9 protein-coding genes and 1 pseudogene are annotated in these 11,872 nt (G+C 51.7%); 3 read left to right on the forward strand and 7 right to left on the reverse strand.

Annotated features, from left to right (window positions below; translation table 11 throughout):
* Window positions 1-1,397, forward strand: a 1,397-nt coding sequence (locus PPL9_RS11480) for a carbon starvation protein A (RefSeq protein ID WP_082596777.1), incomplete at its 5' end; no start/stop codon positions are given.
* A gap of 117 nt (window positions 1,398-1,514) precedes the next feature.
* On the opposite strand, the gene PPL9_RS11485 is transcribed toward PPL9_RS11480, so the two are convergent.
* The gene (locus PPL9_RS11485) at window positions 1,515-3,698 is read right to left on the reverse strand and encodes a TonB-dependent receptor (protein ID WP_208989319.1); all 2,184 of its coding nucleotides are present in this window, start codon (window positions 3,696-3,698) and stop codon (window positions 1,515-1,517) included.
* A gap of 8 nt (window positions 3,699-3,706) precedes the next feature.
* The gene (locus tag PPL9_RS11490) at window positions 3,707-5,035 is read right to left on the reverse strand and encodes an MFS transporter (RefSeq protein WP_057462826.1); all 1,329 of its coding nucleotides are present in this window, start codon (window positions 5,033-5,035) and stop codon (window positions 3,707-3,709) included.
* A gap of 219 nt (window positions 5,036-5,254) precedes the next feature.
* Here PPL9_RS11490 and PPL9_RS11495 point away from each other — a divergent pair, with 219 nt between their 5' ends.
* Together PPL9_RS11495 and feoB are read left to right on the forward strand one after the other, a co-directional pair.
* Window positions 5,255-5,584, forward strand: a complete 330-nt coding sequence (locus tag PPL9_RS11495) for a FeoA family protein (RefSeq protein WP_057462827.1) — start codon at window positions 5,255-5,257, stop codon at window positions 5,582-5,584.
* Window positions 5,568-7,391, forward strand: coding sequence for a ferrous iron transport protein B (gene feoB / locus PPL9_RS11500; protein ID WP_057462828.1), 1,824 nt, complete (start codon window positions 5,568-5,570; stop codon window positions 7,389-7,391). Before PPL9_RS11495 ends, feoB begins: the two co-directional genes overlap by 17 nt.
* A gap of 6 nt (window positions 7,392-7,397) precedes the next feature.
* Here feoB and PPL9_RS11505 read toward each other — a convergent pair whose 3' ends face one another.
* The 5 genes and pseudogenes from PPL9_RS11505 to PPL9_RS11525 form a co-directional block, all read right to left on the reverse strand.
* Window positions 7,398-8,456, reverse strand: coding sequence for a siderophore-interacting protein (locus PPL9_RS11505; RefSeq protein ID WP_057462829.1), 1,059 nt, complete (start codon window positions 8,454-8,456; stop codon window positions 7,398-7,400).
* 38 nt (window positions 8,457-8,494) lie between these two features.
* The gene (locus PPL9_RS11510; protein WP_057462830.1) at window positions 8,495-9,286 is read right to left on the reverse strand and encodes an ABC transporter ATP-binding protein; all 792 of its coding nucleotides are present in this window, start codon (window positions 9,284-9,286) and stop codon (window positions 8,495-8,497) included.
* A complete protein-coding gene (locus tag PPL9_RS11515; RefSeq protein ID WP_057462831.1) occupies window positions 9,286-10,326 on the reverse strand; it encodes an iron chelate uptake ABC transporter family permease subunit in 1,041 nt (346 codons plus the stop codon). Before PPL9_RS11515 ends, PPL9_RS11510 begins: the two co-directional genes overlap by 1 nt.
* Window positions 10,323-11,372, reverse strand: a complete 1,050-nt coding sequence (locus PPL9_RS11520) for an iron ABC transporter permease (RefSeq protein WP_057462832.1) — start codon at window positions 11,370-11,372, stop codon at window positions 10,323-10,325. Before PPL9_RS11520 ends, PPL9_RS11515 begins: the two co-directional genes overlap by 4 nt.
* Window positions 11,372-11,872 (reverse strand): annotated as a pseudogene (locus tag PPL9_RS11525) (iron-siderophore ABC transporter substrate-binding protein); the annotation flags it as partial. The pseudogene PPL9_RS11525 and the gene PPL9_RS11520, both read right to left, overlap by 1 nt.

Genomic DNA, 11,872 nt, shown 5'->3' on the forward strand with positions numbered 1-11,872 from the left:
TCTACGGCATGTTTGTCGAGAAGGTTTTCGGGATTAAGCCCGCACGCCAGACACCTGCCCACGCACATACTGACGGTGTCGATTATGTGCCAATGTCCACCAAGAAGGTCTATCTGGTTCAATTGCTGAACATTGCAGGCGTTGGACCAATCTTTGGCCCTATCCTTGGCGCCCTGTATGGTCCGGCAGCAATGCTCTGGATCGTTTTTGGCTGCATCTTTGCAGGTGCGGTGCATGATTACTTCTCCGGCATGCTGTCCGTTCGCAACAAAGGGCAATCCGTCCCGAACCTTGCTGGCAAGTACCTCGGCAGCGGCGCAAAGCACTTCATGAACATCTTTGCAATTGTATTGCTTCTGCTTGTAGGCGTGGTGTTTGTGTCTGCTCCAGCAAGCCTGCTCGGCCGCCTGACCGGTGTTGATGTTACAATCTTCCTGGTTTGCATCTTCGCATACTACCTGATCGCAACCATTGTTCCTGTCGACAAGATCATCGGACGCTTCTACCCGTTCTTCGGGGCTCTGCTGGTGTTTATGTCTGTGGGTTTGACCGTCGCTTTGCTGCTGTCCAGCGAACATTCCATGTTGCCGGGTGTTGAAGCTGGTGACTTCTTCCAGAACCTGAACCCGAATGACATGCCACTTTGGCCTGCTCTGTTCATCACCATCGCTTGTGGTGCGATCTCCGGCTTCCATGCCACTCAGTCTCCACTGATGGCGCGCTGCATGGAGAATGAACAAAATGGTCGCTTTGTCTTTTATGGTGCGATGATTGGTGAAGGCGTGATCGCGATTATCTGGTGTGCGATTGCTCTGTCCTTCTTCGGCGGCGTTGAAGGCCTTTCTGAAGGCATGGGCGGCAATCCTGCGAACCTTGTTTACGAAGCATCCAACGGTCTTCTGGGCACGTTTGGTGGCTTCCTCGCAGTACTCGGTGTTATCGTCCTGCCGATCACCTCTGGCGATACAGCTTTCCGTTCTGCACGTCTGATCCTGGCTGAGTTCTTCAACATGCCACAGAACCAGATGCCAAAACGTTTGTTGCTGGCGATCCCACTGTTCGTTGGCGGAGCACTCCTGACTCAGGTGGATTTCGGAGTGATCTGGCGTTACTTCGGCGTTGCCAATCAAGCAACTGCCGCACTGATGTTGTGGACTGCTGCTGCCTATCTGCTGCGTCATAACAAGCTGCATTGGATCTGCACCATTCCGGCAACCTTCATGACCACCGTTGTTGTGACCTTCCTGCTGAACTCCACCAAACTTGGATTCGGCCTGCCAATGACAGTCTCCACCATCGGCGGCATCCTCGCAGCCCTGCTGATTGCCTCAGCAGTCTGGATGAAGGTGAAAGGGAAAGTCGTTGACCACGAAGACGTACTCGAACCCGGCGAGTAACCCTCACTCTACTCGCTAAAGCAAAAACAGCGCAGGACCTCTAGTCCCTGCGCTGTTTTTTGTATTTATCAGATGGACCTGCAAGCAAGGCAGAGCCCTGCCTAACATTTGCATAACTTAAAACGTCTTGGTGTATTGCAAGAAGACGCGGCGACCTTCGGCTAGGACGTTTCGGTTGCGGCCGGAGCTTGCTGTTACATTGATCTGCTTGGTGTCAAACACATTTTCTACACCAAATTTTACAGTTCCAAAGTCTGCAGCGTATTTTGCGCCTGCATTGACGGTGAACGTTTGCTTCAGCTTTATGTCTTCCGACTCTGGGTTCCCATCATCAACATTTCGCCCGGAGCCGTAGATTGCTTCACCATGAAGACTTACGCCATTCTCAAAACGATAGTCTGTATAAAGGGTTGCTTGGAATGGAGAACCAATGCGATTATTCGGCAACGCGTCATCAAGGTCGCCATCCTCGTCATAGTCATAAACACCTTCTTTGTAAGCAAGGACAGTACCAAGATCCCAATTTGCATTTACAGCGGCTTTCGCATTGAGCTCAGCTCCCCAAATGCGTTCTTTTCTCTGCCTGAGAGCACTTGCAGATGGGTTGAATGTAAGACCCTTATCCGTTGTTGAGAGATAAACAGAAGCAGCAAGAGAGTATTTGCCGTCATTGAAGCGTGTACCTACTTCATAATTATTTACTATGGCTGCTTCTGGCTTCAAATCAGAAAAATCAAATTTTGTACGACCCGGATTAGTGTTGTCCAGTGACCGACGAGTGAAACCTCCGACATCTGGTACAGAGAACCCTTGAGAGAAACCTGCAAATAGATCCAGATTGTCATTGAGATGCATCACACCACCGAGATTAAAGACTGTAGCATCATAAACTGCATCCCCGCCTTTGACACTTGCTTCCGCAACAGGGATATGTAGCCCTTGATAGTAATAAGTACCTGATGGACGGGTATAATCACCCACGCTCAGATCATAGCGTTGATAACGAAGGCCGCCACGCAGTTCGAACATCTCTCCGAGAGGAACCTTGAGCTGTCCAAAGACTGCAAAAGAGTTTTGCTTCATTGGTCCAATGATATCACGGCCATCAGGTAGCTTCTGGGTTACATCTTCGTAGGTAAAATCGCCCCCGTAGCTAAACTCCAGCCCTTCGTAGAGATTACTGAGGTCACGATCAAATGTTGTACGAACTCCAACCTGTTTCATAAACACTGAGTTTTGAGAGCGATCAGGATCTGGAGAGTAAGTGAACGGATTAGCGTCACTTAATGGAACCAAAGCCGAACGTCTTTCAGTGTCATTGTAAAAAAGCTCGATATTGGCATCGCCGAGAAGCCCGAGATCGTAGACATTTAACGTCGCAGTCAGGTTCTTGGCGTCTTCCATCGGGCTTAGGCCCTTGTAGGGAGAGCTGGTGTCTTGAAAAACCGGATCTGATGTGAAGTCAGAGTAAAACTCGATGTCCTGCTCCATTTTAAGCAGGTTCGCGTAAATTGAGACATCAAACCGTTCAGCCTCAAACCCAACACGACCAGAGATATTGTATTGCTCGATACCAGAGCCCCCCCCCTGCCCAGTTGCCGGATCTTCTGGTACGCGCGTGCCGTTTCCGGCAAACAAATCACCCGTATTCTTGAACTGACCATTCAGTTGAATGCTCTTGCCATCTCTCCGGTATCCAGCCTCAACACTCGTGAGCACATGCGCACTATCTTTAACATTGCGCTCACTTGCAGAGATGGTCGTAGAGAAAGACCCACTGAAGCCCTCTTTATTCGCACTCTTGGTGATGACATTGATGATACCGCCTGTACTGCCGTCACCATACACAGCGCTCGCGCCATTGATAATCTCAATGCGCTCAATGCTGTCTGCATCAATGAGGCTGAGCACACGATTTACTTTACGCAGAGAAGATGTACGTGGACTACCATTGACCAAAACTTGTAGTGAGCGCCCGCGGAAAGTTTCCCCCAATCCACTGAGTGTATCATTGCTGAGATTCAACCCCGGCACATAACGTCCTAAAGCTGTCGTGATATCTCCATTTGCGGCAACAGCTTGTTGCAGTTCTTCGCCGGAGATCACTTGCACCGTGCCCGGGATCGAGGAGATGGATTCCTCGGTGCGGCTGGCGGTTACGACGACGGTTAGGTCGGTGTCGTCTTCGATGGCATCCTGTGCGGTTGCGATGGATGTTGTTTGAAACATTGCGAAAGGCGCGACAGTGCACAGTAGCACTCGCGCGAAGGAACCTTTGTTCCCCATAGCGACGCGTTTCATATTGCCCCCTAAGTTTTTATCGGTGATGTTGTTGAAAGATCTGCATCTTCGGCAGTTTGTTGCCCCTTGCCGATGGATGCTTTTTTGAAGAAGTGCATGCTCGCCAAAATACCTGCGACTGAGCAGACCGTCGCGAGCGAGAAGAGGATGCCGTAGCCGGAATGCTGCGCGATAAAGCCAGCAGCTACGCTGCCCAGCATGTAGACGAATAGATTTGCGCAGCTGAGAATGGTGAAGTCGGTACCAGCTTGCTTGAGCGAACTGACGCGCATGAATGCGCTGTAAAGACCGACGATTTCCATGTAGCGGATGAAGGTGTTGGCGGCAGAAAGGCCAACGAGCACTGCAACTCCGCGATAGTCCAGCAAAGCTACAGATGCATAGCCGAGGAAACACAAAGTCCTCAAAGTGCCAATGAGCCAGAGGAACTGCATCAGGCCAGCTCGTTTGATCAGCACCACAGCAATCGCTGAACCGCCCAAGCCAACGCAAGCGGCTGCACCTCCGCTAACCAATCCGATCTGAGAAAGAGAAAAGCCGTAGTCCACCAGAAATGCTTGCTCAACGCCTTTGACGAGCCCCTCAGGCAGGCGGAACAGCAGTGCAAAAAACAACAGCATCAACGTGTTGTTGCGCTTTACAAATCCAATGATCGATGGCCGTGGCTTGCTTTCTCCATCGACACCTTTGTCTTTCCGTGGGTTTTCTCTGAAGAAGAGCAGTGGCAGCAAAGTGAGAAATGACAGGCCAGCAGCTGTTTTGAGGGCAAAGCTCCACCCCCACAGATCATGCAGGAACAGGGACAGAGAACCACCGATCAACACACCCGCGGCAACACTGCCTCCCTGGACTGCATTGCCAAGAGGCTGGTCTTTCGGGGCGAGGTGTTCAACGGCAAAGCCATCTGTCGCAATGTCCTGTGTAGAGGAGGACAGCGCCAGAACCATCAGCAATGGAAACAGGATGTGCAGTTGCTCGGCGACATTGAGTGTTGAAAGGTAAGTGATGATGCCCACGGAGATAAGCTGCATCGGGATGATCCAGCTTCGGCGTCTTCCAAAGGCAGCGAAGGAATAACGGTCAACAATTGGCGCCCAGAGGAACTTGACAACCCAGGGCAGCATCAAAAGAGCCATAGAGCCAATGCTGACAAGACTGATGCCTTGTGCGCGGAAGATCGCCGGCATGGCCGCAGCGACAAGATAAACCGGAATAGCCTGAGCTACATAAAGCCCCGCCAGCACGATAATGACTGAACGGGCTGTACGATCACCTTGCTCGTTGTGTGAAGTTACGCGCGCCTGCCCTGCAATATGGGCACTGCTGTCGTTAGCCATTTTCTACCTAGCACTCAACGGCCTGGCTCGAACGAGTCGTTCTGGCTAACCAACTAATGATTTTTAACTAGAGAATTACACTCATATTTTCAATCACTACTTGCAAGTTATTCGCAATTAGATCTTGCGGGAAAACTACAATAATTTCTGCTTTAGCTAAGTTTTCAAGCCAGCGGCAACACGCTTCTAACCAGTTTGCTGACAGGAGCTTGTCTATTTATGAGTTTAAACCTCAACTTCACTCCAACGCCTCAAGAACAGATTATGAGCAATGCACCGAAAACACGCAGTCTCGATCACCTTCTCAAAGGCGAAAGAGCCATTGTCCGAGAAATCGAGAGTGAGGAAACATCTGATGGTCGTGCTCTGGTCGTTCGCCTGAACGCACTGGGGATCAACATTGGGAAGGAAGTCAGCGTTATGCGGCTTGCTTGGTTGGGTGGCCCCATGTTGCTTCGTGTCAATCAGGTAACACAGGTTGCGATCCGACGTTCTGAAGCACGTTGCGTTGTTGTGGAGGAGATCAAAGGCGATGAACCCTCGGCCTGAGGCAGGTGCCCAGAGTACCCCACGTATTGCACTTATCGGTCAGCCAAACACTGGCAAATCCATGCTGTTTAATCGCATCACCAATGCCCGCGCCTCCGTTGGCAACTGGCCAGGCATCACCGTTAATGTGATGCGCGCGCGTGTGCCTTTAGCAGGGAGAAACGTGGAATATGTCGACCTGCCGGGTATTTATAATCTGGAAGGCGGATCTGAAGACGAAGCCGTCGTGAACCGGTTTTTGACAAAATTTCCGATTGATCTGGTTATTATCGTTATCAATGCAGCGCAGATTGAACGACAGATCCTGATGCCTTTGCAGGTGAAGGCGCTGGGACTGCCTGCTGTTGTCATGCTCAACATGTGCGATGAAGCTCATAAGCTCGGTATCACGTTTGATCTTGAGCAGTTGCAGAATTCTCTCAAGATGCCGGTGGCTTTGATCAGCGCCAAATACGGCACCGGCTTTGACGATGCCATGAAACAAGTCTCAGACAGTTTAAGCTCTGACTTTGCCAGCAAGCCAGTTCTGGCGGACTATGACTCGCTGTTCAAAACACTGATGACTGAGGAAACGCTCGATGATGCTTTGAAAGGTTGCGTGACTCTTCCCAAAATCTGGCCGAAAACACTGACGGAAAAGCTGGATCAGCTGTTTTTGCATCCGCTGCTGGGCCTGCCCATGTTCTTTCTCAGCATGCTGGTTATCTTCTCCGTGATCTGGGAGATTGGCCTTCCCTCTCAGGATCTTGTGAGCCGAGGTGCTGACTGGGTACAAACGATACTGCTGGAGCCGGGTTTGGCCTGGGCGCCTGTCTGGCTCAATAGCTTCTTGATCAATGGCATATGGCTTGGTCTGTCGACGGTCGCATCATTTGTGCCGCTTCTTGTGCTCTTTTTCTTTTGCATGGCCGCTGTTGAAGATAGCGGGTATCTGGCGCGTGCTGCCTTTTTGATGGATGCTCTGATGCGCCGCGTTGGGCTGGATGGCCGCGCTTTTGCGATGCAAATGATGGGGTTCGGTTGCAATGTACCCGCATTAATGGGCACGCGGGTCATGCGTACCCGCTCCTTGCGCCTGCTGGCTATGCTGGTTATTCCATTTTCACTCTGCTCTGCGCGCCTTGCTGTGTTCGTTTTTATTATCAGTGCCACCTTTCCCAGTTCCAAAGGTGCACTAGTGTTATTTTCCTTTTACGTGATCAGCTTCCTCGCCGCATTTTCAACGGCCGCCATCTTTAGCTTTTCCAAGCAGTTCAAGAGCCAGGAACCCTTCTTGTTGGAGATACCCCCCTATCGGATTCCGACAGTCAAACAAGTTTTACTCAGAGGTTGGGGTGAGGTGCGTGAGTTCATCAGAAGAGCTTCACGGTTTATTATCATCGGCTGCATTCTGGTTTGGTTGTTGACGAACCTGCCAGTTGGCGCAGAAGGATTGAATACCTATGGCGGCCAACTGGGCGTTTTGCTTCAGCCGATCATGGAGCCAATCGGCATCAATCCGTATCTTACTCTGGCACTGATCTTCGGTTTCATCGCCAAAGAGATCGTCATCGGATCTTTGTCTACAATCTACGCACTATCTGCCAGTGGTGTTTCTCAAGCCATTTCGGTGAGTGTCACACCGCTGGAAGCCTATAGTTTCTGCTTGTTCTGCCTGCTTTACACGCCTTGTCTAACAACCATTGCGACGGTGCATTCAGAAGGAAAGTCATGGCAGTTCACCAGTTTCTCGCTGATCTTGTCTCTAAGCTATGCCTGGCTGGTGTCATTCCTGTTTTACCAAGGCGCAAAGCTCTTTGGGTTTTAGGAGAGCTTATTCCTCCTCCCAAAACCCCGCGATGTAGCAGTTGTCGGCTTTGAAACCAACTTCATTACGGAAATACTTGCGCGCTTTCTTGGCAGTTTTCTTTTCCGCAGCAAACCAGAGGAATGCCTCCTGAACCTCAGGGATTTCTATTTGTTTTGCAGCTTCAAATAATCCGTCATGACCATGAGTATCCTGATAAATCCACTCAAGGCTCATTATCTCAGGTAACGGGATTGGCGCTTCCATGCCTTTTTTTGAAACACTGATGATCACCGCACCTTTCGTACCAGCAGGAGAACTTTCGAGAATGCGTGAGATAGCTGGAATGGCTGTTTCATCGCCAGCCAGCAACAGATACTCGGCCTCAGGAATCCACCCGCCACCAGGGCCAAGCAGACCAACCTTGTCCCCTTCGTTAACGCGAGCAGCCCACTCCGCTGTCGGCCCGCCTTCATGCAGGAAAACATCAAAGTCGATAGTCTGTGCTGACTTATCGAACTGGCGAACAGTGTAGACAGGGCGCATCAATTCATAATCACCCTCAGGCCAGACCGTGCGGCCTTTGTCATCCCAATAGGGCCATCTGGCTTCAAAACCCAGATTTTTCGAGAACAACAGACGGAAGTGCAGCCCACCTTCAAAGAAGCGCTCAATTCCCTTCGCTGCAACGGTTACCCGTATGAAATTGGAGCTGAAAGCCGCTGTTCTGACAACCTGAACTTCGAGAAAGTTGGGCGGGTGAACGCCTGCTGTAAAATCCCCGCTCCAGACCATCTGAGGTGGAATGTTTACATCAATGTGACCGATCAGATGCTCGATGCTCTCTTTCACCAGATGCAGTGCCTCTTGAGATGGTGCTGAAATCACCAGCTTCGCCTCTGTATCTGCCTTCAGAAACTCAACCATTCCGACGGGAGAATTCACGCGGTAGTGGGTACTGGTAATTTCTTCCAGCGTCAGATTATGGAGCATTGCTTCGGCAGCAAAAAGCTCAATGGCTTTGGCAAACTCGATACCGGGAATGAGGCTTTCGATCCTATGAAGTTCTGTTGCAGTGGTTGTCATCAAAGTGCTCGTCTTGTTTTATCGAAATATTGTTGGCATCAAGCTGGAACAACCAGCGGGGTTCCCTTCACCGGATCGGGCATCACGTAGCATTCCAGACCGAAGGTTGATTTCATAATGTCTTGTGTGATGACCTTGGCTGCATTGCCCTGCGCTTCAATCTGCCCGTCCTTCATCACGATGAGATTGTGAGCGTAGCGCGCAGCGAGGTTGATATCATGCAGCACAGCAACGATTGTCATCTGCTGTTCTTCATTGCATCGCTTCAACAGCTCAAGCAGTTCTATCTGGTGGGCGAGATCGAGAAAGGTTGTTGGTTCATCCAGTAACAGTAGATCGGTCTCCTGTGCCAGCGCCATCGCAATCCACACACGTTGACGCTGCCCACCTGACAACGAGCTGAAAGGCTTGTCTCGCAACTCAATCACTTTTGTCATGTCCATCGCATTTTGAATGGCCACTTCGTCCTGCCGGGACCATTGGCGCCAAACAGACTGGTGAGGCGTGCGGCCTCGGCTTACCAGATCACCGACGGTGATACCTTCAGGCGCGACAGGCATCTGGGGCAATATACCAAGACGCTTGGCAACCTCGCGGGTGGGCTGCTTATGGATGGATTTGCCATCCAGCAGCACAGTGCCAGCATTCGGTTTTTCCAGCCGGGCTAATGATCGCAGAAGCGTTGATTTTCCGCAGGAATTGGGGCCAATTACGACAGAGATCTGCCCCTTTGGAATAGTCAGGTTAAAGTCTTTCAGGACACTATGAGATCCAAACGAAAGCCCAAGACCCCTGGCCTCTAACGGTGTGTGTTCTTTAGGATCAAGCATTAGATGAGGTTCCGTTTCGCCTGCCGGGCAAGCAACCAAATGAGATAGGGAGCACCGATCAGAGCTGTAAAAACACCGGTTGGCATTTGGAAGGCTGCAACCAATGTGCGTGCTGCGGTGTCAGATAACAAAGTGACGAAAATGCCAATCCCAGCAGCAAGGATGAGTGCTGATGATGGAGTACGGGAAAGCTGACGTGCTATGGGGCCGGAGACGAAAGCCACAAAGGGAATCGGGCCAGCAACCGCGACAGCTGTCGCGGTCATGACCACAGCAACAGCAACCATGAGCAGTCGAAGTCCATTCACTTTAAGACCAAGCCCGGTTGCCAGATCCTCATCAAAGGCAAGCCTGTCCAAAAAGTACTGCAACACAACGCCCAGTGAGCCCAAAGCCACAAATGCAATAGCAACAGGAGCAATATCTTCGCTCTGCACTTGCCCAAGGCTGCCAACAAGCCACTTGGCCATGTCAGATGCGCGCTGAATGTCAAGCTGCGACATGAGGAAGTCAGCGCATGCCAGCAAGGTGAAGCCAGTACCAATGCCAACCATGATCAACCGGAACAGATCCAAGCCGCGGTGCCAGGACAGTGCAACAACAAGAAGCGCCGTCAGCACACCACCAGCCACAGCACCCCAGAACACGTAGGCAGCAGATCCAAACAGGAAGATCGTCAGTAATGCACCAAACGCAGCGCCTGCATTGAACCCGAGCACATCTGGTGATGCCAGTGGGTTACGCATAAGTGCCTGAAAGATTGCACCGGACATGCCCATAAGACCGCCCACAAACACCCCGACAAGAATACGCGGCATCCGCACATCCAGCAGGATGAGCTGGTCTACACCGCCCTCCCCGCTGAAGAACAGCGGAAGGATGCGGCTTGCCGCGATGGGATAGGCTCCATGCCAAAGCGCAGCAATCACCGAAACAAGGCTGAGTGTTAGCAAGACTATACCAACCACAGCGCTGCGCTTGCGCATGAGCAATGCACCACCGGGTAGCGGAATGACGAGATGATGACTGAGCAACTTCATAGAGACATCATCCTTGTTTTTCTGATGAGGTAGACGAAGAACGGACCACCAACCAAGGCCACTGTGACGCCAATTTGCAACTCACGACCTTCGAGCACTATTCGGCCAAGGATGTCTCCCGAAAGCACAAATAACGCGCCTAGCAGAGCTGAGAACAACAGCAACCAAGCGCTGTCCGCTCCACTAAAACGTCGTGCAACATGCGGCACAACAAGCCCCACAAACGCAACTGGCCCGGCCAATGCGACGGACCCGCCCGAAAGGCAGACCACGGCAAACAAACTCAGTCCTTTGACAAGGCCCATTTTGGTGCCAAGGGATTTCGCTAAATCCTCACCAAGCGATAAAGCATTAAGCCAACGCCCAAGAATAAGACAGGCCAGAAAACCAACAGCAAAGAACGGCCAGAGTTGGAGTAAGATTTCCGGTTTCACACCTTGCAGTGACCCAACGACCCAGAAGCGATAGGTCTCCAGCGTTTGCTGGCTGACCAGCAATACACCGCGCACCAATGCCAAAAGGAACGAGCTGACAGCAGCTCCAGCCAAAGCCATACGCAAAGGGCTGGCACCGCCCTGCCCCAAATTGGCAAGCCCGTACACCGCAATGCTCACCACAAATGCACCGGCCATCGCGGGCCAGATGAACATCCCAGTTGCTGAAATGCCCGCACCCCAAATGGAAAGCACAACGGCCATGGAGGCACCAGCATTCACACCGAACAGTCCTGGATCAGCCAGCGGGTTGCGGGTTACGATCTGCATGATGGCACCAGCCATTGCCAGAGATGCACCAATCAAAAGCGCACCTATGAGCCGCGGCACACGCATTTCCAAAATCACAATATGATCCGGATTATTCAGATCAGTTGCCAGCAAAGCATCACTGATTGCCGAGAGTGGGACTGCCCGCACACCAGCACCAAGCGACACCACAGACAAAACAACCAAAATGGCTACAAACGCAAGTGACCAGCCACCTCGAGACTGACCGGAGTGAGCAAGACTATCACCAGTCCCAACTCGTTGAGCGGATTCAGCAAACATCATTGCCCCTCCATTTGCTGTGCACGGGTGATGCCTGCTTCAACCGAAGTTGCAACAGGTGTTGCCGGGTCGCCATCAATCGCTGCTGCGATCAGCGGTTCCAGCTGGTCCAAAGCAAAGCTCAGGCTGAGTGGTGAGGAATGTGAGAGGGCAGCTGCGATCATAGGCGTCGCCACCACCTCACGGCCTTCATTGTAGACGCGCATTGTTGGTCGGAGCCGCAAAGTGTTGATTTGGGAGGCACCTGAGCCAAAGTCGAGCCAGATTAGCACATCCGTATCAATCGGATCCAAATCCTCTGGAGAAACACGCACATAAAAAAGATCGCTGCGAACAAGCGCTTCTACTTTTTCGGAGACAACAAACCCAAGATCCCTCAGGAAACGACCTCGCAAGTCTGAGGAGGGATAGGCCCCGATATCTCCCGGCCACACAACCACAGCAGACTTGCCGAGCCAAGCCGGATTGCGTTTCTTAATGGCCGCAAAGCGCGCTTCCAG

The organism is Pseudovibrio sp. POLY-S9 (assembly GCF_001431305.1).
Lineage (GTDB): Bacteria > Pseudomonadota > Alphaproteobacteria > Rhizobiales > Stappiaceae > Pseudovibrio.

Coding starts and splice junctions, on each gene's coding strand:
- PPL9_RS11485 (WP_208989319.1), bottom strand. CDS start 3,698: ATGAAACGCGTCGCTATGGGGAACAAAGGTTCCTTCGCGCGAGTGCTA.
- PPL9_RS11490 (WP_057462826.1), bottom strand. CDS start 5,035: ATGGCTAACGACAGCAGTGCCCATATTGCAGGGCAGGCGCGCGTAACT.
- PPL9_RS11495 (WP_057462827.1), top strand. CDS start 5,255: ATGAGTTTAAACCTCAACTTCACTCCAACGCCTCAAGAACAGATTATG.
- feoB (WP_057462828.1), top strand. CDS start 5,568: ATGAACCCTCGGCCTGAGGCAGGTGCCCAGAGTACCCCACGTATTGCA.
- PPL9_RS11505 (WP_057462829.1), bottom strand. CDS start 8,456: ATGACAACCACTGCAACAGAACTTCATAGGATCGAAAGCCTCATTCCC.
- PPL9_RS11510 (WP_057462830.1), bottom strand. CDS start 9,286: ATGCTTGATCCTAAAGAACACACACCGTTAGAGGCCAGGGGTCTTGGG.
- PPL9_RS11515 (WP_057462831.1), bottom strand. CDS start 10,326: ATGAAGTTGCTCAGTCATCATCTCGTCATTCCGCTACCCGGTGGTGCA.
- PPL9_RS11520 (WP_057462832.1), bottom strand. CDS start 11,372: ATGTTTGCTGAATCCGCTCAACGAGTTGGGACTGGTGATAGTCTTGCT.